The 21,498-nt window shown below is 73.7% G+C and carries 19 protein-coding genes and 1 riboswitch; of the genes, 12 read left to right on the top strand and 7 right to left on the bottom strand.

The annotated features are described in order from the left end of the window. Nucleotides 1-14: 14 nt before the first annotated feature. Complete coding sequence (locus ACFY3L_RS03240) at nt 15-473, top strand: hypothetical protein (RefSeq protein WP_389318206.1); 459 nt, start codon at nt 15-17, stop codon at nt 471-473. A gap of 4 nt (nt 474-477) precedes the next feature. Beyond that, on the top strand, nt 478-4,950 hold the full coding sequence (locus ACFY3L_RS03235; RefSeq protein WP_389318204.1) for an HAD-IC family P-type ATPase: 4,473 nt from the start codon (nt 478-480) through the stop codon (nt 4,948-4,950). A 95-nt stretch (nt 4,951-5,045) separates the two neighbouring features. On the opposite strand, the gene ACFY3L_RS03230 is transcribed toward ACFY3L_RS03235, so the two are convergent. Further along, on the bottom strand, nt 5,046-6,314 hold the full coding sequence (locus ACFY3L_RS03230) for a nitrate/nitrite transporter (protein WP_389318202.1): 1,269 nt from the start codon (nt 6,312-6,314) through the stop codon (nt 5,046-5,048). A gap of 127 nt (nt 6,315-6,441) precedes the next feature. On the opposite strand from ACFY3L_RS03230, the gene ACFY3L_RS03225 reads away from it, so the two are divergent. After that, nucleotides 6,442-7,095, top strand: coding sequence for a hypothetical protein (locus ACFY3L_RS03225; protein WP_389318200.1), 654 nt, complete (start codon nt 6,442-6,444; stop codon nt 7,093-7,095). 3 nt (nt 7,096-7,098) lie between these two features. Here ACFY3L_RS03225 and ACFY3L_RS03220 read toward each other — a convergent pair whose 3' ends face one another. Genes ACFY3L_RS03220 through ACFY3L_RS03205 form a run of 4 tightly spaced genes read right to left on the bottom strand, consistent with a single transcriptional unit; the run spans nt 7,099 to nt 10,268 of the window. Next, entirely contained in the window at nt 7,099-7,524 is a 426-nt protein-coding gene (locus ACFY3L_RS03220) for a hypothetical protein (protein WP_389318198.1), read from the bottom strand. Between the two features lie 16 nt (nt 7,525-7,540). Continuing rightward, nucleotides 7,541-8,782 (bottom strand): MFS transporter, encoded by a 1,242-nt coding sequence (locus ACFY3L_RS03215; protein ID WP_389318197.1) that lies wholly within the window; start codon nt 8,780-8,782, stop codon nt 7,541-7,543. A gap of 9 nt (nt 8,783-8,791) precedes the next feature. Continuing rightward, nucleotides 8,792-9,589 carry an alpha/beta fold hydrolase gene (locus ACFY3L_RS03210; RefSeq protein ID WP_389318196.1) on the bottom strand — a complete coding sequence of 266 codons (798 nt, stop codon included), beginning with the start codon at nt 9,587-9,589 and terminating at the stop codon, nt 8,792-8,794. Nucleotides 9,590-9,617: 28 nt separating this feature from the next. Beyond that, nucleotides 9,618-10,268, bottom strand: coding sequence for a DUF4097 family beta strand repeat-containing protein (locus tag ACFY3L_RS03205; protein WP_389318195.1), 651 nt, complete (start codon nt 10,266-10,268; stop codon nt 9,618-9,620). Between the two features lie 219 nt (nt 10,269-10,487). On the opposite strand from ACFY3L_RS03205, the gene ACFY3L_RS03200 reads away from it, so the two are divergent. The 4 genes from ACFY3L_RS03200 (at nt 10,488) to ahcY (ending at nt 17,572) form a co-directional block, all read left to right on the top strand. Further along, a complete protein-coding gene (locus ACFY3L_RS03200; RefSeq protein WP_389318194.1) occupies nt 10,488-11,213 on the top strand; it encodes a helix-turn-helix domain-containing protein in 726 nt (241 codons plus the stop codon). Nucleotides 11,214-11,241: 28 nt separating this feature from the next. Further along, nucleotides 11,242-15,222: an SNF2-related protein gene (locus tag ACFY3L_RS03195; protein WP_389318192.1), complete on the top strand. Its 3,981-nt coding sequence runs from the start codon at nt 11,242-11,244 to the stop codon at nt 15,220-15,222. A gap of 46 nt (nt 15,223-15,268) precedes the next feature. Further along, nucleotides 15,269-16,036 carry a hypothetical protein gene (locus ACFY3L_RS03190; RefSeq protein ID WP_389318190.1) on the top strand — a complete coding sequence of 256 codons (768 nt, stop codon included), beginning with the start codon at nt 15,269-15,271 and terminating at the stop codon, nt 16,034-16,036. Then, a riboswitch (S-adenosyl-L-homocysteine riboswitch) is annotated at nt 16,007-16,091 on the top strand. Its footprint overlaps the gene before it by 30 nt. Before the next feature lie 20 nt (nt 16,092-16,111). Continuing rightward, the gene (gene ahcY / locus ACFY3L_RS03185; RefSeq protein ID WP_389318189.1) at nt 16,112-17,572 is read left to right on the top strand and encodes an adenosylhomocysteinase; all 1,461 of its coding nucleotides are present in this window, start codon (nt 16,112-16,114) and stop codon (nt 17,570-17,572) included. 3 nt (nt 17,573-17,575) lie between these two features. Here the strand turns inward: ahcY and ACFY3L_RS03180 are convergent, their stop codons facing one another. Further along, nucleotides 17,576-17,986 carry a hypothetical protein gene (locus ACFY3L_RS03180; protein ID WP_389318187.1) on the bottom strand — a complete coding sequence of 137 codons (411 nt, stop codon included), beginning with the start codon at nt 17,984-17,986 and terminating at the stop codon, nt 17,576-17,578. A gap of 226 nt (nt 17,987-18,212) precedes the next feature. Here ACFY3L_RS03180 and ACFY3L_RS03175 point away from each other — a divergent pair, with 226 nt between their 5' ends. From ACFY3L_RS03175 to ACFY3L_RS03160, 4 genes are read left to right on the top strand one after another with little or no spacing between them, the layout of a single operon-like run. Beyond that, nucleotides 18,213-18,662 (top strand): DUF4231 domain-containing protein, encoded by a 450-nt coding sequence (locus ACFY3L_RS03175; protein ID WP_389318185.1) that lies wholly within the window; start codon nt 18,213-18,215, stop codon nt 18,660-18,662. Next, nucleotides 18,659-19,132 (top strand): SLATT domain-containing protein, encoded by a 474-nt coding sequence (locus ACFY3L_RS03170; protein WP_389318183.1) that lies wholly within the window; start codon nt 18,659-18,661, stop codon nt 19,130-19,132. The genes ACFY3L_RS03175 and ACFY3L_RS03170 overlap by 4 nt, the downstream gene beginning before the upstream one ends. Next, a complete protein-coding gene (locus ACFY3L_RS03165; protein WP_389318181.1) occupies nt 19,129-19,668 on the top strand; it encodes a hypothetical protein in 540 nt (179 codons plus the stop codon). The genes ACFY3L_RS03170 and ACFY3L_RS03165 overlap by 4 nt, the downstream gene beginning before the upstream one ends. An 18-nt stretch (nt 19,669-19,686) precedes the next feature. After that, on the top strand, nt 19,687-20,568 hold the full coding sequence (locus tag ACFY3L_RS03160) for an LLM class flavin-dependent oxidoreductase (protein ID WP_389318179.1): 882 nt from the start codon (nt 19,687-19,689) through the stop codon (nt 20,566-20,568). Between the two features lie 52 nt (nt 20,569-20,620). Here the strand turns inward: ACFY3L_RS03160 and ACFY3L_RS03155 are convergent, their stop codons facing one another. Further along, on the bottom strand, nt 20,621-21,220 hold the full coding sequence (locus ACFY3L_RS03155) for a class I SAM-dependent methyltransferase (protein ID WP_389318177.1): 600 nt from the start codon (nt 21,218-21,220) through the stop codon (nt 20,621-20,623). A 56-nt stretch (nt 21,221-21,276) separates the two neighbouring features. On the opposite strand from ACFY3L_RS03155, the gene ACFY3L_RS03150 reads away from it, so the two are divergent. Continuing rightward, the gene (locus ACFY3L_RS03150) at nt 21,277-21,495 is read left to right on the top strand and encodes a hypothetical protein (protein ID WP_389318175.1); all 219 of its coding nucleotides are present in this window, start codon (nt 21,277-21,279) and stop codon (nt 21,493-21,495) included. Nucleotides 21,496-21,498: the final 3 nt, after the last annotated feature.

The following is a 21,498-nucleotide window of genomic DNA, read 5'->3' as shown; positions in this document are numbered from 1 at the left end:
CAAAGGAGGTTGCGATGGCCACGCAGACCAAGGCCACTCCGCGCGCCCGGCGCGCACGCACCGAAGAAGCGACCGCCCGCCCGCACGGCACCGAAGGCGCCCAGCCGCACGGCACCGAAGTCGCGGAGGCGCACCCCACGCAGACCAAGGCCGCTTCCCGCGCCCGGCGGGCACGCAGCGAAGAAGCGAAGGCCCAGCCCCACGGCACCGACGGCGCGGACCCGCACCCCATGCGGACGGCCGCCCATCACGTGACCGAGCACAACAGCACCCGCCTGAACGTGCCGATGCTGGGCACCTTCCAGCTGCCCCCGACCGACGAACTCGCCTTCCTGGGCGGCATCGGCGTCCTGGCCGTGATGGGCGCCATCGAATGGCCGGTGGCCGTCGTGGTCGCCGCCGGCCACACGATCGCGACAAACCGGCGCAACAAGGTGGTGCACGAGTTCGGCGAGGCGCTGGAAGCGGCTTAGCCGGGTGGCGCTGCTGAACGTGGTGCGGACCCCGTCCCGGCTTGCCGCCGGGGCCGTCCGCGCCGTCGCCGGCCTCACCGGGGACCGCCACCGCGGGTCCCCGGGCGAGCCGGTGACCACCGATCGCGTCGCCTTGGACGTCCCGGGCGTTGCCCGCCCGGAGGCGGCCGGCTACCGCGCGGAGTTGTGCATCGCGCTCCGGCAGCTGCCCGGCGTCTCGTGGGCGGTGGTCAACGCACCGTTGCAGCGGGTCGTGCTGGGCATCGCCCGGCCCGCACCCACCCATGCGCAGCTCACCGCGGTGGTGCGGGACGTACGGGAGCGGTTCCCCGACATCGACGACCGACCCGCCGACCGGCCGCCGGCACCGGATCACCCCGCGGTCATGGAGCGGGCGGCCACGGCCCTGATCGCCGATGCGGCCGGCCTGGTGGTCGCCACCGTCGGCCGCGTCGCCCGGTACGTGCCCGGTGCGGTGGAGGCCGCCTCCCTCGTCACCTTCGTCGACACCCAGCCGAAGGTGCGGGCCGTCCTCGAGCGGGCGCTCGGCCGCGGCCGGGCCGACTCCGTGCTCGCGATCAGCAACGCCGCCGCTCAGGGCCTGGTCGGCGGCTTCGGCGGGCTGGGGGTGGACGCGGCGGTGCGCGTCGGCCAGCTGGCCGAGGCGCGGGCCCGGCGCGAGGCCTGGCGCGCCGAGCCGGCCCTGCTGCGCACGCCGCAGCGGGCCGCCGCCGACCCGGTCGTCACCGAACGACCCCGCCCCGTGCCCGACGGGATCGTCGAGCACTACGCCCCGCGCAGCGTCGCCGTCGGGGCCGGGGCGGCCGTCGTCGCGCTGGCCGCGGGCGGCGCGAGGCGGGCGGCCGCGATCGCGGTGGCCGGCCTGCCCAAGGCCCCGGGGGCCGGGCGCGAGGCCTTCGCCGCGCAGCTGGGCCGCACCCTCGCCGGCCGCCGCGCGCACGTGATGGACCCGGGCGTCCTGCGGCTGCTCGACCGCGTCGACACGGTGATCCTCGACCTGGCCGCCCTGACCACGGGCCGCCTCATGGTCCAGGACGTGCATCCCCTGCCCGACGCCGACGCTGAGGAGGTCCGGCTCCAGGCCCAGCGGCTGTTCAGCGCCGAGGCGACCGGCCAGCCGGTGGAACAGGACGGCTGGCAGCTCGGACCGGTCGACCGGTTGCGGCTGCGCGGCCGGACCGGTGCCCGGACGCGGCAACGCCTGCAGCGTGACGGCACCGTGCACGTACTCGGGCTCGCGCACGGCACCAGGCTCGAGGCGCTGGTCAGCCTCGTGCCCCAGCCGGCCGGCAGCGCTGACGCGCTCGTCGCGGCGGCGCGGCGCAGCGGCACCAGGCTGGTCTTCGCCGGCGGCCGGCCGCGAGGGGCCGAGGGCATCGATGCGGGCGACGTACCCGGCCGGCGGCACCTGCTCGGCAACATCCGCGAGCTGCAGGCCGACGGTCACGTGGTGCTGCTGGTCTCCGATCAGGCCGCCGCGCTGGCCGGCGCCGACGTCGGCATCGGGGTGAACGGCCCGGACGACCGGCCGCCCTGGGGCGCGCACGTGCTGGCCGGCGACGTCCTGGAGGCCGCCGCCCTGCTCATCGACGCGGTCGACGTCGCCCGCCGGGTCGGCCGGCGCGGGGTCCGCCTGGCCGAGTCCGGCTCCGCGATCGGAGCGATCACCACGGTCACCGGCGCGCCCCGGGGCGCGGCCGGGCGGGCCCTGCTCGCCGTCAACGGTGCCGCCGCCCTGTCCGTGGTGCAGGGTGTGTGGGCCGCCGCCGAGCTCGCCCGCCGGCCCATCTCACCGCCCGTGTCGAGCACCGCGTGGCATGCCCTGCCCGTCGGCAGGGTCCTGCAGCTGGTCGACTCCACCGGCGACGGGCTGCCCGCCCGGGTGGCGCTGCGCCGGCATCGGCCCGATGCGCAGATCAGCCCGCCCGCGCCCAGCCTCATGCGCTCCTTCGCCGAGGAGCTGGCCAACCCGCTGACCCCGATCCTCGCCGGCGGCGCGGCCCTGTCGGCGGCGATCGGTTCCCTGGTCGACGCCGGCATCGTGCTGGGCGCCAGCGCCGTCGGCGCGGTGGTCGGCGCGGTCCAGAAGACGGTGACCGACCGTGCCGTCGCGGAGCTGCTGGCCCGCTCGGCGGTGATGGCCACGGTCCGCCGCGACGGCCGGCCGGTGCGCCTGCCCGCCGACCAGCTGGTGCCCGGCGACATCATCCAGCTGGCGCCCGGCGACGTCATGCCCGCCGACTGCCGGCTCCTCGAGGCGCAGGCTCTGGAGATGGACGAGTCCTCGCTGACGGGCGAGTCGATGCCGGTGCCCAAGATCACCGACCCGGTCCTCGCCGCCGACGTGGCCGATCGCGCCTGCATGGTCTACGAGGGCACGACGGTGACGGCCGGGCGCGCGGTCGGCGTCGTGGTCGCGACCGGGGCGGCGACCGAGGCCGGTCGCAGCATGGCCACCGCCGCCCAGGCGGCGCCGACCACCGGGGTGGAGGCGCGGCTCGGGCAGATCACCCACACGACGCTGCCCATCGCGCTGGGCTCGGGCGCCGCAATCATGGCCGCCGGGCTGCTGCGCGGCCGTCCGGTGCGGGACACCATCGGCGCGGGCGTGGGACTCGCCGTGGCCAGCGTCCCGGAGGGGCTGCCGTTCCTGGTCAGCGCCGCACAGCTGGCCGCGGCCCGCCGGCTGTCCCGCCAGGGCGCGCTGGTCCGCAACGCCCGGACGATTGAGGCGCTGGGCCGCGTCGACGTGCTGTGCTTCGACAAGACCGGCACCCTGACCCAGGGCCACATCCGGCTGGCGGCCGTCGCCGACGCCGCCACGATCCAGCCGGTCGACAGCCTGGACCCGGCCCACCGGGCGGTGCTCGCCGCCGGCCTGCGGGCCACCCCGGCCCCCACCGGCGGCCAGCCGCTCGCCCACCTCACCGACCGAGCCGTGCGCGGCGGCGTGGAGGACGCGGGCGTCGACGAGTCCGCCGGCGCACCGGGCTGGCGGGCGCGCCTGACGCTGCCGTTCGAGCCCAGCCGCGGCTACCACGCCACCGCCGCGACCACGACCGCCGGCCGCCTGCTGTCGGTCAAGGGCGCGCCCGAGCTCGTGCTGGCCCGCTGCACCACCTGGCGCGCCGACCCCCGCGAGGAGCGGCCCCTCACCGGCGCGGGCCGCCGCCGCGTCCGCCAGCAGCTGGAGCGGCTCACCAGGCAGGGCTTCCGCGTCCTCGCGGTGGCCGAGACCCGCGGCCCCGCGGAGGCCGAGCTGACCGACGACGCCGTGGCCGGGCTGTGCTTCCTCGGTTTCCTCGCCCTCGCCGACCCGGTGCGCGCGACCGCCGGCGCCTCGCTGGACGAGCTGCGCACGGCCGGCGCGCAGATCGTCATGATCACCGGGGACCACCCCGCCACCGCCGAGACCATCGCCGGCGAGCTCGGCCTGCTCAACGGGCACCGGGTCGTCACCGGCGCCGACATCGACGCCCTGGACGACCGGGCGCTGCGCGACCTCGTGCCGCGCATCGCGGTGGTCGCCCGCGGCACGCCGGCCCACAAGGTTCGCGTGGTCCAGGCCTTCCAGGCCAACCAGCGGGTCGTGGCGATGACGGGCGACGGCGCCAACGACGCCCCCGCCATCCGCCTCGCCGACGTCGGCATCGCGCTCGGCCAGCGCGGCACCCCCGCCGCCCGGGCCGCCGCCGACCTCGTCGTCACCGACGACCGCCTGGAGACCATCATCGCCGCCCTGGTCGAAGGCCGCGCGATGTGGCGGGCCGTGCGGGAGGCGCTCGGCATCCTCGTCGGCGGCAACCTCGGGGAGATCGGCTTCACCGTCCTCGGCGCCGCCCTCACCGGCGCCTCGCCGCTCAACGCCCGGCAACTGCTGCTGGTCAACCTGCTCACCGACCTGGCACCAGCCCTGGCGGTCGCGCTGCGCCGGCCGGACTCCGGCAGCAGCGGCGTGCTGCTGAGCGAGGGGCCGGAGGCCTCGCTCGGCGCCGCGCTGACCCACGACATCGCGCTGCGCGCGGCGGCCACCACCACCGGCGCCGCCGGCGCGTGGGCCGTCGCCGCCACCCTCAGCGGCCGCGGCGTGCGGGCCCGCACGGTCGCGCTGGCCGCGCTGGTCGGCACGCAGCTCGGGCAGACCCTGCTCGTCGGGCACGCCAGCCCCGGCGTCCTCGTCGCGAGCCTGGGCTCCGCCGCCGTGCTGGCCGGCGTCGTCCAGACCCCCGGCCTGAGCCAGTTCTTCGGCTGCACCCCGCTCGGGCCGGTCGGCTGGGGCATCGCCGCCACCGCCGCGACCACCACCATGCTCGCCGCCGCTGCCGCACCCGCGGTGGCGCGCCGGCTGCCGCCGGAGGTGACGGAGCGGCTCACCGCGGCGCTGCACCCGGACCGCCTCGCCGACCTCGCCGGCCGTGTACTGCCCGCCCACGTGCTGGCCCCGCACCCGCACTGAAGGCGCCGCGGGGCCGTCCATCTCCGCCACGACCGGGACCGGGCCGATGCGCTTCCGGATGCGGCAACGGCGCCCGACGTCGGGAGCGAGCGGCCTCAGCCGGCGGCGGGCAGGGGGTCGCCGCGGCGCATGGCGGCAAGGTGCTCCGGGGGGATGGCGCGGCGGGTCGTGCGGCGGTAGTGCCAGACCTGGGCGGCGCCGAGGGCCCACAGCACGTACTGGACGGCGAAGGCCCACTTGAACGCGTGCAGCGACGGGTGGGCGGCACCGGCCGGGGTCTGCACGTCGAGCAGGACGCCGATGGCGATGATGACCAGGATCGAGGCGACGAAGCCGCCCACGTTGACGATGCCGGTCGCGCCGCCGATGCGGGCGGCCGGGTTGAACGAGCGGGCGTAGTCGAAGCCGATCATGGAGCCGGGGCCGTTCATCGCGAGCACCAAAACCAGGGCGGTCAGCACCGCGACGGGGGCGCGGCCGGGCCACAGCAGCACGACCGCCCAGGCGAGTGCCGACGTCGCGACGATCGCCAGGACCAGGGTCGAGCGGTGGTACGGCAGCCGGCCGCAGAAGTGCCCGATGATGGGGCCGAGGACGATGCCGCCGACGGTCAGCAGCGACAGCAGCAGCGCGGCGGTCGCCGGGGCCAGCCCCTCCCCCTGCGTCAGGAACGGATAGCCCCACAGCAGCGCGAACACGCTGCCGGAGAACTGCGCCACGAAGTGCGTCCACAGCCCGAGCCGCGTACCCGGGTGCTCCCACGACGCCCTCAGCGCCCGATCCGACATGTCCGTCTTTTTTGGCTCTTGTACTGGCGAGTCCCGCAAGCTCACGGCCACGAGCGCGATCGCGGCGGCGCCGAGCGCGGCCGCGCCGAGGAACGTGGCGGTCCAGCCGGCGTCGCGGAGCAGCACGACCAGCGGTACCGCCGACGACAGCGCACCGAGCTGCCCCACCATGCCGGTGAGCTGCACCATCAGCGGGTTGCGGCGCGGCGGGTACCACAGCGCGACGACCCGCAGGACACTGATGAACGTCATCGCGTCGCCGATGCCGATCAGCACACGGGCCGCGATCGCCGGTCCGATGTCGTGCGCGTAGGCGAAGAGCAGCTGCCCGGCGACCATGAGCAGCCCGCCGCCGATGAGCATGCGCCGGGACCCGAACCGGTCCAGCAGCACCCCGACCGGGATCTGCATGCCCGCGTACACCGCCAGCTGCGCCACGGACAGCAGCGCCAGCAGCGACGTGCCGACCCCGAACCGGTCCGCGGCGGCGACCCCGGCGACCCCGAGCGATGAACGGTGGAAGACCGCGATGATGTACGCGGTGAGCCCGATGACCCACATCAGATGACGACGCATAGCGAAGACGACGTTAGCCCTGTCGCTGCCTGAACAGGGGCAGGTGTGACGACCCTCAACTGTGGGCTTGCGGACACCTCATACGCTGTTCGGGTCCACTTTACCCAGCTGCCTGAGGACCCGCGCGATGAGCGACCTGATCGCCACACCCATCCGGTGGGAGCACTCGGGTGACGGCGAGTTCCCGTACCACGCCGAGATCGACGGGCGCAACCTCACCGTGCGGGTCAACGACTTCCCGGCGGAGCCGCTGTACACGCTCATCGTCGACGGATCCGAGCTGGTCGACCTCGACGACTGGCCCACCGTGTGGCGCCGCCCGCCGGCGCCGGCGCACCTGCTGGACCTGATCGCCCGGCCGATCACCACCGACCTGTTGTGGACGTGGGCGCGGCGGATCTGCGGCGTCACCACCGAGCACCCCGCCGAGGTCGCCGCGCTGCTGGGGCTGCCCGCGCCGACGCAGGACGACTCCGGCCGCCTGTTCGTGCAGCCGAGCCCGCCCGGCACCGCCCGCCTCGAGCTGGCCTTCGACCGGGCGGGGCTGTCCGCGGTCGTCATCCACTTCGTCGAGCCGACCCTCACCCGGGCGGAGCTCGACGCCTGCTTCGGCCCCAGCGGCGACGTGCCCCGCGTCCACTGGGACTCCGCGTACGTGACCGCCCACCGGATCACCGCGCCGGACGCGCCGCTGTCGTGCACGCTCCTGGCGTCCTACGGCTCGGAGCCGGCGCCGCCGACCAGGGCGTCCGAGCTCACCCTGCGCCGCGACCACGGCTGAGCCTCAGGTTTCGCGCCAGGGGTAGACGGGCTCGCCGAAGGGCTCCAGGGAGCAGTCCCAGGCGTTCCAGCCCTGCTGCGTGATCTTGCCGTCAGCGTACGCGTAGGCCCAGGTGGAGCCGTCCTCGCCGGTGCAGCTGACCGTGCCGGCGCGGACGAACGGCGCCAGCTCCACGTAGAACGCGGTCGCCTGCTGCGACCACTTCGCGTCGCCATCCTCGTCCCGCGCGAACTCGATCCAGTCCCCGTCCCGCACGACCTGCGCCGCGCCCACCCAGGCGAGGTCGGCGATCGTGTGCGCGTCCGGGAAGATCACCTCGTTGAACCAGCCGTCCCGCTCGCCCAGGGCGGCCCTGACGGCGGTGGCGGCGGCGACGTCGTCCGCGGCCGGCAGCAGCAGCCTGCCCGTGGGCCGCACGGAGTACCCCATCCGCTGGTTCTACCACTCACTGCCGCGCGTTCGCGAGATCGGCCTCGGCGACCGCCGCATCGATGCGCGCGTTGGTGAGGGCGGACGCGGCGTACCCGCCGGCGGCGAGGGTCAGCAGCGCCGCCACGAGGATCGGGGTCCGCAGGTCGCCGGCGTCGGCCAGCACGCCACCGGCGAGCGCACCCAGCGGCATGACACCCCAGGCGACGACCCGGTAGACGCCGATCGTGCGGCCGAGCAGCGCGTCGGGGGTCAGGCGCTGCCGCAGGGACCCGTAGACGACGTTCCACACCAGGATCGCCCACCCGGTCAGCGCCCACGCGACCGCCGCCACGAACAGGTTCCGGGTCGCGGCGGCGAGGAGCATCCCGACGCCGGTGACGGTCGCCGCGAGGACCATCGCCCGCCCGCGGCCGGTGCGTCTCGCGACCGGGGCGGCGGTCTGGCTGCCGAGGAGCCCGCCGACGGAGGCGGTCAGCAGGAACGCGCCGAACGCGGCCTCGGGCACATCAAGAGTCTCCCGGGTCCACAGCGCGACGAGTGCGGTGGCCATCGCGTTGGCGAACCCGAGCACGATCACCACGGAGAGCATCGCCCGGTGCACCCGGTGGCCGCGCACGAACCGGAGCGCCTCGCCGATCGCCCGCCCCATCGGCGCGGTCCCGTTTCCTTGGGCGACGCGGTACGTGCCGGGCAGCGCGAGCATGAGCGCGGCGGCGATCGCGTAGCAGGCGACGTTGACGCCGAACGCTCCGCTCGCGGTGACGGCGAACACGGCGCTGGCCAGCGGCGGGGCGATGAAGTTCTGGACGAGCATGTCCGCGCCCTGCAGCCTGCCGTTGGCGGCCTCCAGGCGCTCCCGGTCGCCGACGACGGCCGGCACCATCGAGTGGATCGACGTGTCGTACACCGTCTCGCCCGCGCCGAGGACGACGACCACGCCGTACAGCAGCCACAACGACACCACGTCCGTGGCGACCGCCGCCAGCAGCGCCACCAGCACCGCGGTGCGCACGATCCCGACGAGCAGCGCCAGCCGCCGCCGGTCATACCGGTCGACGAGGACGCCGGCGGGCAGCCCGAGCAGCAGCCACGGCACGAACCCGAGGGCCGTCAGCGCCGAGAACGCCACCGGGTCGCTGGTCAGCCGCGCGGCGAGCAGCAGGATCGCGACCCGGTAGACGCCGTCGCCGAGGTTGCCCGCGGCGGCCGCCGCCCACAACCGGTGGAATCGACTCAGCTCCATGCTCTCCGCCACGCCGCCAGCTTAGAGCTCCGCGGCGTCCCGCACGGCGTCGGCGACGGCACGGAAGTCCTTCTTCAGGATGGCCCCGTGGTTGCTGGGGACCTTCGCGCTGATGCGGATGTTCGGGTTCCGCTCGGTCACCGCACCGAGACCGGCGCGGATGCGCTCCTGCTCGTCGCCGCGGCTGCCGAGGGACGTCCCGGACGCGACCACGTACCGGGTCGGGACCGTGATGCGGTCCAGCACCGGGCCGAGCTCGCTGACGCGGGAGATCCTGCCGATCTCGATGTTGCTGTCGGCCTGCTGGTCCGCCGTCATCCTCGGGGCGAGTCCGGTCGGGCGCAGCAGCGGCAGGAACCAGCCCATCCGCCGGAACATCTTGCGGATCCGCACCTCCATGGCCTCGTCCAGCCAGTCGTACGGCTGTGCGCCGTCGACCAGGACCGCGCCGATCGTCCGGGCCGGGTTGCGGCTGGCCCAGTGCGCCGCGACGTACGCCCCGTAGGACCAGCCGACCAGCACCGCCCGGTCGACGTCCCGGGCCGCGAGGACGGCGTCGACGTCGCGGACGGCGGCCTCGAACGAGTAGTCCTGCGAGCGTCTCGACCTGCCGCGGGCCCGCTCGTCATACGTGATGTGCCGCCACTGCGGGCCTTCCCCGAGCTCGGCGATGACCCGCCGCCAGTAGCCCTGCGTGGCGAACTGGCCGTTGAGGTACACCAGCGGGATCCCGGTGCCGCCGGTGTCGGTGGCGGCGAGGGCGGTGTCGTCGACCGGGATCATGCCGGTCCAGGTCGCGTCGGTCTTGGTGCTGTTCATGGCGTCTCCCTTGGTGTCTACGGGGGGTTCAGAGGCTGCGGGCGTCGATGTCGCCGTGGGCGGTGGTGGCGTGGATGGTCAGCTCGGGGCTGCCGGCGTTCCTGAGCGCGTTGTGGACCCGGCCGTGCCCTGTGCCGGCGTCCAGCGAGGCGTCGACACCGGCGGCGGCACGGACGGTCACGTCGCCCATCTGGGTGCGCAGGACGACCGCGCCGCGCACGGCCTCGGCGACGTGGATGTCGCCCTTCATGGTGCTGATCTCGCCCGGTCCGGTGAGCCGCCCGACCGTGACGTCGCCGTCGTGGGCGGACAGGCGCGCGCTCGCCGCCTCGTCGATCTTCACCGTGCGGTACAGGCCTTCGGCGGCGACGTCGCCGAGCCGGCCGACGCCCCGGAACTCGGCGGCGGCGGCCTTCACCTCGACGTGCGAGCCGGCGGGGACCCGCACGGTCACCTCGACCGACCCGGCCGCGCTGCCGGCGGGAGCCGTGACCCGCAGGACACCGTCGCCGAACTCGACCTGGGTCTGCTCGGCCGACTGCACGTCGCGCCGCTTGCCCGCGTCGGCGGGAAGCACCTCGACGGTGGTGTCGCCCCGGTCGGCGGCGATGACCTGGATCCGGCCGGCGGGGACCTCCAGCGCGGCGGTGACGGCGGCGGGGCTGTCGAACTGCTGCATTGCGTTCTCCTCGCGTCCTCATTCTTTCCAACGTCAGAAACGCTACTTTGCGTTCGCATTTCGGGCAACGATGTCGTTGCACCGAGCTGACGTTACAGCAGCTCACTGCCGTGAATTCGTTGCAATGGGGTCGCGATTAACGCAATGAACGGCCCTCGCTTCGTTGCATTGGGCTGCCGGCGAACGCTACGCTTGCAGTACCGGGGAAGGGAGACGGCGGTGCCGGGAGGCAGGCTCAGCCAGCAGGAGCGGCAGCTGATCGCTACGGGGCTCGCCGACGGCCTCGCGTATGCCGAGATCGCCCGGCGGCTCGACCGCCCCACGTCGACCATCACGCGTGAGGTGATGCGCAACGGCGGCCCCACCGCGTACCGTGCCGACCTCGCCCACCGCGCCACCGAGCGCCGTGCCCACCGCCGCCGGACCGCGCCGCCCGCCAGGCCGCGGACCGTCGTCCGGGACAACGGACGCGACGACGCCGCGGTCCGCGAGTACGAGGAGACGTTCACCACCCTGCTGATGCAGCAGGGCCTGCCGAAGATGGTGGCCCGGGTGCTGACCTGCCTCTTCACCGCCGACGCCGGCAGCCTCACCGCCGCGCAGCTCGTCCAGCACCTGCAGATCAGCCCGGCGTCGGTGTCCAAGGCCATCGCGTTCCTCGAGCAGCAGGGCCTCATCCGCCGCGAACGCGACGACCGCCGCCGCGAGCGGTACTTCGTCGACGACGACGTCTGGTACCAGTCGACGATCGCCAGCGCCCACGGCATCGCCCAGGTGGCCACGACCGCCCGCCACGGCGTCGCCGTCCTCGGCCCGGGCACCCCCGCCGCCGTCCGCCTCGAGAACATCGCCCGCTTCAGCGACTTCATCAGCGAGAGCATCCTCCGCGCCGCCGAACAGGTCCGCGAGATCCTCCACACGAAGCCGGCCACGCCGCTCGGGTAGCGGCCGGCATCCGGAGTAGGGTCTCGGAGTGAACGTGGTGCACGGGGTCATCACCGGTGGTGGCCGGCTCGCCTACTGGGCCGAGACCACCCCAGGCCCGGCCTCAGGCCTGCGCCGCCGCCCCAGACGGGCGGTCCCCCATCCGTTCGCGGTCCTCCCCCCGCTCCCCGGCGACGTCGCCACCGCCGACCTGGCCCTGCCGACGACCGGTGCCCGCCCGCTGCCCTCCCCCACCCTCACCCCGCCGGCCGCCACCGACCGCGACCCCGACACCACCGGCACGATGCTGTGGACCGTCCCGATCGTCTACGCCCCACCCGGCACCGACCTCGAAGCGGCCCTCACCACCGGCACGGCCGTCGTGGCGGGCCCGTCGATCGGCGCGCTGACGGACCTGGTCACACTCGCCGCCGATCTGGTGCACCGCGGACGCGTCCTCCCCGACCTCCTCGACCACCCGATCGAGGCCCGCTGGCGCCCCGTCCTGTGGGCCGACGACGCCATCGCGTTCGAGTCCCTGTGCCGCTCGATGCCGGGCGTCGCCTGCGCCGCCCGCGACTGGACCCCCGAGGAAGCCGTCCGCGCCGCGCTCGACCACCAGGTCGACGCGCTGGTCCGCGCAGCCCTCGCCGGCCGCCCCATCATCACCGACGCGGCGGTCCGCCAGGACAGCACCGTCCGCGCCTGGCTCGCCGCCCTGACCTCACCCGACCCCACTCTCCGCGAACGCCCGGCCCCGGACGCCGGCGCCGCCACCCGTGAGCCGCCCTCGCACCCAGCGCCGCAGCTCGCCGATCGCCCGCACAGCAACGACTCCGAACACCGGCAGCCCGCCAACCACCCGAGCAACGTCGACAACCCCGGCAAGGCGCGTAACGACGGCAGCCTCCGCGGGAACGGCAACAACGCCCGCAGCGGCAACAACGCCAATGAGGCGAGCGACGGCGGCGGCCTCCACGAGGCCGGCAGCAGCAACGACGGCGGCAACGGCACCAACACCAGCGAGGCGAGTCACGGCGGCGGCCTCCGCAAGGCCGGCAGCAGCAACGACGGCGGCAACGGCACCAACACCAGCGAGGCGAGTCACGGCGGCGGCGGCCTCCGCGAGGCCGGCAAAGGCAACGACGCCGGCAACGGCGACAGCGTTGCCGAGCCGGCAGATGGCAACGGGCCTGACGAACGCCCGGACGACGAGCGCAACCCTGCGAACAGCCACAGCCGGCCGGTCGATGGGCGCACCTCACCCGGCAGCGACAGCGCAATCAGCAGCAGCGAGCTGCGTAACGGTGCCAGGCCGACCGGCAGCAGCGGACCGAACACCGACAGCGCACCGACCAACGGCAACGGCCCGAGCAGATACAGCACGCCGAGCACCGGCGACAAACCCAACAGCGACAACGCACCCAGCACCAACAGCAACGCGTCGAGCACTGCGAACACACCCAACAGCGGCAGCGCGCTGAACAACGGCAACGGGTCGAGCAGCGCATTGAACAACAGCAACGCACCGAGAACCGGCAGCGCTCCAAGCACCGGGAACACACCGAACAGCGACAACGCACCGAGCAACAACACCAACGCGCCGAGCGCCCGGGACACACCGAGCGGCGGCAGCGCGCTGAGCGGCGGCAGCGTGGCGGTCGGGTCGGGTGGCGTGGTGGGGCGGGCCGTGCGGGAGAGCACCGACGTGCGGCGAGTGCGGGACGAGATCCGGCGGTGGGCGGAGAGCGGCCGGCCGGCGGCGGTGCGGTTGTGCTTCCGGTTGACCTTCGTCGAGGAGTTCGACGAGGGCGAGGACGACGCCGGGGCGGCCGGCGAGGCCGGGGTGCGGGTCGACGGCGAGCGGGACGTGTCCGGGTGGCTGGTGGAGTTCATGCTGCAGCCGGTCGCGGAGCCCGGACTGCTCGTGCCGGCCAAGGACGTCTGGCGCAGCGGGTCGTCGCCGCTCTTCCGGTGGGTCGACTACCCGCAGGACGTGCTGCTGGCGGACCTCGGCAGGGCGAGCCGCCTCTGGCCCGAGCTCGACGAGGCGCTGCACCACGCGCGCCCCGAGCAGCTGCGGCTGGACACGATCGGCGCCTACTGCTTCCTGCGGCACGCGGGGATGCTGCACGACGCGGGCTTCGGGGTGATCCTGCCGGCGCAGTGGCAGCGGCGGCAGGACCTGGGGCTGACGCTGACGACGCACACGGCGCAGCCCGCGGCCCCGGTGCTGCGCGACACGACGGCGAACCGGGCCGCGATCGTGCGCTTCCGGTGGGGCCTCGCGATCGGTGACGAGTTCCTCAGCGAGGCGGACCTGCGGGCCCTCGCGCGGGCGAAGGTGCCGCTGGTGCGGCTGCGCGGCCGCTGGGTGCACCTCGACCGGGAGAAGCTCCGCGCCGGCCTCGCCTTCCTCGCCCGGGGCGGGCACGGGCACATGTCGGCCGGCGAGGCGATGCGGCTCGTCAGGCTTGTCCCCGAGGGCGACCTGCCCCTGCCGGTCACCGGCGTCGACGGCACCGGATGGCTCGCGGACCTGCTGACGGGCCGGGCCGTGGAGCGCCTGGAGCTTCTGGAGCCGCCCGCGTCCCTCGCCACGACGCTGCGGCCCTACCAGCGCAAGGGCCTGTCGTGGCTGGCCTTCCTCGACGGGCTCGGCGTCGGGGCGCTGCTCGCCGACGACATGGGCCTCGGCAAGACCGTGCAGGTCCTGGCGCTGGAGGCGCTGCTGCGCGAGCGCGGCCCCCGCCCGCCGACGCTGATCGTGTGCCCGCTGTCGGTGCTCGGCAACTGGCGGCGCGAGATCGGACGCTTCACGCCCGGCCTGCGGGTCGCCGTCCACCACGGCACGGAACGGGCGATGGGCGAACACGACGACGCCGACCTGGTCCTCACCACCTACCAGGTCGCGACCCGGGACGTCGACCGGCTCGCGGCACGGGACTGGGACCGGATCGTGCTCGACGAGGCGCAGCAGGTGAAGAACAGCACCGGCGCCGCGGCGCGGGCGGTGCGGCGGATCCCGGCGCGGCACCGGGTCGCGCTGACCGGCACGCCGGTGGAGAACCGGCTGACGGAGCTGTGGTCGATCGCGGACTTCCTCAACCCCGGCATCCTCGGGCCGGCGAGCATCTTCCGCGCCCGCTACTCGGTACCGGTCGAGCGCTACGCCGACGCCGACGCGGCCGCCCGCCTGCGCCGGGTCACCCGGCCCTTCCTGCTGCGCCGGGTGAAGACCGACCGGGCGGTCATCGCGGACCTGCCGGACAAGTTCGAACGCCGCCAGTGGTGCAACCTGACCCTCGAACAGGCGACGCTCTACAAGGCGGTCGTCAACGAGCTCTTCGTGAAGCTGCGCGAGGGGCGGTCCGGTGAGCGGCGCAAGGGGCTGGTGCTGTCGGCGATGACGAAGCTCAAGCAGGTGTGCAACCATCCGGCGCACCTGATGGGCGACGGCACGCCACTGGCGGGACGGTCGGGGAAGCTGGCGCGCCTCGAGGAGATCCTCGCCACGGCGCTCGACGCCGGGGACCGGGCGCTGGTCTTCACGCAGTTCGCCAAGTTCGGCCACCTGCTGGCGCCCTACCTGGCGGGGCGGCTCGGGACCGGTGTGGAGTTCCTGCACGGGGGCACCGCGAAGGGCGCCCGCGACGCGATGGTGGAGCGTTTCCAGACCGGGAAAGGGCCGGGGGTGCTGCTGCTGTCGCTGAAGGCGGGCGGGACCGGGCTCAACCTGACCGCCGCCAACCACGTCGTGCACGTCGACAGGTGGTGGAACCCGGCGACCGAGCAGCAGGCCACGGACCGCGCCTTCCGCATCGGGCAGCGCCGCGACGTGCAGGTGCACACCTTCGTCTGCGTCGGCACCATCGAGGAGCGGGTCGACACCATCATGGCGGAGAAGCGGACCCTCGCCGGGGTCGCCGTCGGCAGCGGCGAGGGCTGGCTCACGGGCCTGTCGACCGACGACCTCCTGGACCTGATGACCCTGCGCACCACTGACCTGCATGAGGCGACGGATGCCTGAGACCAGCTGGTCCCACCAGTTCATCGCCATGCTGGAATCCTTGCGCATGGGTACGACATTTTCCGTCGGCCGCCGCTACGCCCGCGCCGGCAACGTCCGGTCGCTCACCATCTCCAGCAGCATCGTGACGGCGCTGGTGCTCGACGAGGACGGCGAGACGTACCGCGGCCGCATCGCCACGAAGGCGTTCTCCGCGGCCGACTGGGCGCGCATCGAACGGGCCCTGTCCAAGGAGGCGCGGTACGCCGCGCAGTTGCTCGCCGGCCACCTGCCGGACGACCTGGACCAGCTGCTGCAGGGCTACGGGCTGTCGCTGTTCCCGCAGAGCCTCACCGAGCTCGTCATGGACTGCGACTGCCCCGGCTGGCAGAAGCCGTGCCGGCACCTGACCGCCGCCTGCTACGTCCTCGCCGAGGAGTTCGACAGCGACCCGTTCACCATCCTCGCGTGGCGCGGCAAGGGCCGTGACGAGCTCCTCGAGGAGCTGCGCAGCCACCGCGTCTCGGACGTGGGACACGTCGCGCCCGGCACCGACGAACCCCGGCGCCAAGCAGGGTTCTGGACCGCCGGGCCCAGGGTCACCGCACGGCATGAACCCCTGCCCGGCGCGATCGCGAAACCCGACGCCCTCCTCGACCAGCTCGACCAGCTGAGGCTCACCGTCGGCCGGTTCGAGGTGACCGACCTGCTCCGTGACGTCTACCGCACACTCGGTTGCGGGGAAAACGACGAAGGCGGTACCGTCGGATCCAATCGCGGCCGAGCACAAGGCAACGCCGCGGTCACGGCCGAGAGGCGCTGCGACGGGCCCTGAAGGGCTCGCCACGCTCGGCTGGTGACTACCCTTGACCCAAGGGCGCCTCCTGTCACCGGGAGGTGACCTTAGGCTATGCACAAGTACCTGCAGACGCGCAACGGGATCGAGTTCGCCGTTGCCGACCTCTCCCTCGCGGCCGCCGGCCGGACCCAGATCCGCCTCGCCGAGCACGAGATGCCGGGCCTGATGGCGACGCGTCGCGAGTTCGCCGACGCGCAGCCGTTGCGGGGCGCGCGGATCGCCGGCTCGCTGCACATGACCGTGCAGACCGCGGTGCTCATCGAGACCCTCGTCGCGCTCGGCGCCGAGGTCCGCTGGGTCTCCTGCAACATCTTCTCCACGCAGGACGAGGCTGCCGCCGCGGTCGTCGTCGGCCCGGACGGCACGCCGGAGGAGCCCAAAGGCACGCCGGTGTTCGCGTGGAAGGGCGAGACGCTCGCCGAGTACTGGTGGTGCACCGACCAGCTGTTCGACTTCGGTGACGGCCTCGGCCCGAACATGATCGTCGACGACGGCGGCGACGCCACGCTGCTGGTGCACAAGGGCGTCGAGTTCGAGGCCGCGGGCCAGGTGCCGCAGCCGACGTCCGCCGACTCGGAGGAGTACGCGCTGGTCCTCGGTACCCTCGCCGACAGCCTCGCGAAGGACGGCCGCCGCTTCACGAAGCTGGCCGCCGGCATCCGCGGCGTCACCGAGGAGACCACCAACGGCGTCAAGCGGCTCTACAAGCTCGCCGAGAGCGGTGAGCTGCTGTTCCCCGCGATCAACGTCAACGACTCGGTCACCAAGTCGAAGTTCGACAACACGTACGGCATCCGCCACTCGCTGCTCGACGGCATCAACCGCGCCACGGACGTGATGCTCGCCGGGAAGCTCGCCGTCGTCTGCGGCTACGGGGACGTGGGCAAGGGCGCCGCCGAGGCGCTGCGCGGCATGGGCGCCCGGGTCGTCGTCACCGAGATCGACCCGATCTGCGCGCTGCAGGCCGCCATGCACGGGCTGCCCGTGGTCCGCCTCGAGGACGTCGTCACGACCGCGGACCTGTTCATCACCACCACCGGCAACAAGGACATCATCATGGCCGCCGATCTGGCCGCCATGAAGCACAACGCGATCGTCGGCAACGTCGGGCACTTCGACAACGAGATCGACATGGCGGGACTGCAGAAGGTCCCGGGCATCGTGAAGAACGAGATCAAGCCGCAGGTGCACGAGTGGACGTTCCCCGACGGCCACGCGGTCATCGTGCTGTCCGAGGGCCGGCTGCTCAACCTGGGCAACGCCACCGGTCACCCGAGCTTCGTCATGTCCAACAGCTTCACCAACCAGACGATCGCGCAGATCGAGCTGTTCACGAAGCCGGACGCGTACGAGCGCCAGGTGTACCGCCTGCCGAAGCACCTCGACGAGAAGGTCGCCGCGCTGCACCTCGAGGCGCTCGGCGTCCGGCTGACCGAGCTGACCAAGGAGCAGGCGGAGTACATCGGGGTCGACGTGGCCGGCCCGTACAAGCCGGAGCACTACCGCTACTGACGGTCAGTCGTCGCACTCCTCGCAGTAACGCTTGAAGCCCTTCAGATCCATGCGCAGCCGGGCGTGCAACGTCGCGTCCGGCTGCGCGCCGTGCGTGCGCACCAGGCGTTCGTCCAGCTGTGCGACCGCCACCACGTTGGTGGTGCCGTCGTCGAGCGGCTCCAGCCAGAACGCCTCGACGAGCTGCTCGCTGTCCCACCGCACGTACCGTCCCGGCTCGGATTCCCCGAGGACCGCGTCGATCTCGACCCGGCGGCCACCGATGTCGAGCGTCAGCTGCGCGGCGTCGTCGCCGGCCTGGTTCACGGCGAGGACCCCGGACATGAACCGCGGGTGTTCGCTGAGCCGCACGAGGTGTTCGTAGACAGACATCGCCGGCATACCCACCCGCATCTGTTCCTGGGTGACGATCATCTGACCCACCCCCTTCGAGTCAACGGTACGCCGGCATCGTGCGATGAGCCGGTTCCGGCGGTGAACACACGCACCACGGGTCGGCGGTTCGGGTCGGGGGTGCGGGCGATTCGACCGTTGTCATCGGTCGCGGGATTTCCGTAGATTCAGCACCGACGATGTCGATGGTGACGGAGGCGGCGTGCGCGACCTTTTCCGGCGGTTTCCGCGACCCGGATCGCGGCTCGTGTCCGATCCGATCATGCCACCCGCGGCGAAGGCCGGCTTCCCGGCGCTCGCCGAGGACTTCGAGGCGCTGCGCCCGGTCGAGGAGCGGTTCGAGCGCTACGACCTCGAGGCGCTGCGCGGCCAGCACAGCTACCGGCTGCAGGGCATCGTCGTGCTGCTCGGGTCCGCGCTGCTGACCGGGCTCGGCGGGCTGCAGGCGGTCCTGTCCGACCAGCGCTGGCCGTCGGCGGTTCTGGCCGTGCTGGCCGTCGCGCTGGCGGGTGTGTCGCAGTTCGTCGTGGACGATCACGCGCTCGCCGACTACCGGCTCGCGCGGGTCAAGGCGGAGCGCCTGCGGGCGCTGTACTTCACCTATCTCGCCCGCGTCGCGCCATACACGGACGACAATCGCGTGCGCCTGCTCGGCCGCGCGGTCGACGCGATCGACGAGGGCGAGGAGCTGACGTGACCGACCGCGAGTCGCAGTTCCGCGACCTGTACGAGCGGCACCGCGTACAGGAGCAGCAACGGTTTCTGGAGCAGCGCCGCGACGAGTTCCGCAACGCCTACAAACAGGGCGTCCGGCTCCGCAACGGGCTGCTGGTGCTGTCGGGTGTGGTCGGCGCGACCGCGCAGGTGTTCAGCGGGCCGGGCTCGGCGACCGCCCGCGGCGTGTGCGGCCTGGTCGCGGCGCTGATCGCCGCGCTCGCCGGTGCGGTCGCCGGGTACAGCTCCCTGATGGGGTTCGCCAGCCTGCGACGGTCCTATGAGGACGCGCTGAAGGGGGTACGCTCGGCCGGTCACTCCTGGCGGGACGCGCCGGACGACCCGGCCGCGGTGCTGCGGGTCGAGGAGGTCCTGCGGACCGAGAACGGACACTGGGGGCAGCTGGTGCTGAGGCAGGCCGACGGCACGACGACGCCCGGCGTCGAGCGATGATGCCCGTCGTCCTGGCCAGCGGCCACCTCGTCGACGCGCCCGGCCGGCCGGCGCCGCGGTTTCCGCAGCGGGTCGTCGGCGAGGTCGCCAGGCTGGTGGCGGAGACCTTCGACGAGTGGCGCGTCGGCCCCGGGTCGGTGCTCGTGTGCGGCGGCGCCCGCGGTGCCGACCTGATCGCCGCAGAGGCCGCGATCGCCCGCGGCGCGGCCGTGACGCTCTGCCTGGCGATGCCGGTGGCCGAGTTCGAGCCGGCGTCGGTGGCGCTGCCCGGCACCGACTGGGGCGCCCGCTTCCAGCGCGTGCTGCGCGGCAGCGAGGTGCGGGTGCTGCACAGTACCGGCGACGCCGACGTCTTCAGCCAGACGAACCAGTGGATGGTCGAGCTCGTCAAGGGCCTCGACGACCGGCCGCGGGCGCTGCTGGTCTGGGACGGCCGCAACGGCGACGGACCTGGCGGCACCGCGGACATGGTGGCCCGTCTCGGCTACGACGTCACCGACCCGCACGTCCGGGTCATCGACCCCACCGTGCTGTAGGCGCCATAGGATCACGGCATGCGACTCGGCGTGCTGCTGCTCCCGACCGACCCGTGGCCGCGATCGGTCGCCCGGGCCCGCCACCTCGAGGCGCTGGGCTACGCGCATCTGTGGACCTATGACCACCTGTCGTGGCGCCGGTACCGCGACGAGCCGTGGCACGCGGCGATCCCCTGGCTGACCGGGCTCGCCGGGGTGACGAGCCGGGTGCGGCTGGGCACGATGGTCACGTCGCCGACGTTCCGGCATCCGGTGATGCTGGCGAAGGAGGCGATGACGCTCGACCACGTCAGCGACGGCCGGCTCACCCTCGGCGTCGGCGCGGGCGGCACCGGCTTCGACGCCACCGTCCTCGGCGACCCGGTGCTCAGCCCCCGGCAGCGGGCGGACCGGCTCATCGAGTTCGTGGACGTGCTCGACGGGTTGCTGCGTTCGCCGGCGTACTCGCACCGGGGCGGGCACTACACCGTCGACGACGCCCGGATGGTGCCCGGCTGCGTCCAGCGGCCCCGGCTGCCCCTCGCCGTCGCGGCGGCCGGCCCGCGTACGCTCGCCCTCACCGCCCGGCACGGCGACGCGTGGATCACCTTCGGCGAACCCGACGCCGCCGACCAGTCCCCTGCCGCGATCGAGGCCGCGGTACGCCGTCAGGCCGCGATCCTCGACGAGCGCTGCGCCGCCCTCGGCCGCGACCCCGCGACGCTGGACCGGATCTACCTCGTCGGCAACACCGCCGAGCGGCCCCTGGCGAGCATCGCGGCGTTCGAGGACTTCGTCGGCCGGTACGAGGCGCTCGGCTTCACCGACGTGGTGTTCCACGACCCGCGCCCCGGCGATCCGGTGTGGACGGAGGACCCGGAGATCGCCGACGCGATCGCCGAGCGGCTCATCAAGCGGTGACGGCCCCGTCCGCTCCACCCGGCGCCGCTGCGGTGACGGCCGGCCCGGCGCTCTAGATCGCGCGCGCCGCGATGGCGGCGTGCGGGCGGTGGGTGCCGTCCGCGGGGCGCCGCCACCGCTCCACCTCGGTGAAGCCGGCCTTGCCGAGCCGGTCGGAGAACTCGTCGACCGGCCAGCGGTACGCCGTCACCACCTTGTGCTCGAACGGCTCGACCGCGTCGCCGTCGAAGAACCCGACCACCAGCGCCCCGCCCGGCACCATCACCCGCCGTAGCTCGCCGAGCACCCCGTCGACGTCCTGCGGCGGCCGGTGGATCAGCGAGTACCAGGCCAGGATCCCCGCCACAGACCCGTCCGCGAACGGCAGGCTGTCCATCGACCCGAGCAGGTACCTGCCGTCCGGGTGCGCCGCCTTCGCGTGCGCGACGAACTCGGGCACCAGGTCGATCCCGATCGCGTCGACGCCCAGCGAGCGCAGATGGTCGGTGTGCTGCCCCGGCCCGCACCCCACGTCGAGCACCGTGCCGGACCTCGTCAGATGCCGCCCGATGAACGCGAGGTCATCGACGTGCACCTGCTCCCGCGTCCCGAACAGCTCGATGTAGAGGCCCGCCACCGCCCCGTACGCCACCCGCACCCGTCCCAGATCCACCGCGCCACCCTAACGTCGGAAAAGCCCGCGGCGGCGGTGGCCATATCGGTGACGCGGTGCGGGTCCGCGGCACCACCGGTCGGATCGTCACCATCCGCTCACCGGCCGTCGAGTTCCGGTGGATGCTGACCCTCACGGTGACGCTGCCGGACAGCCGGACGCTGACCGTGCAGAGCCCAGTCAAGGATGACTCGCCCGCGACCCGCGAGGCATTGGTCCGAGCAGTCGACGGCCTCACCATCGACTCCGCACCGGACGTGTCGTGGGTGAAGTGACCG

Origin of the sequence: Dactylosporangium sp. NPDC000521 (assembly GCF_042898305.1) — a bacterium.
Classification (GTDB): Bacteria; Actinomycetota; Actinomycetes; order Mycobacteriales; family Micromonosporaceae; genus Dactylosporangium.
This window is presented reverse-complemented; position numbering and strand designations above follow the sequence as displayed.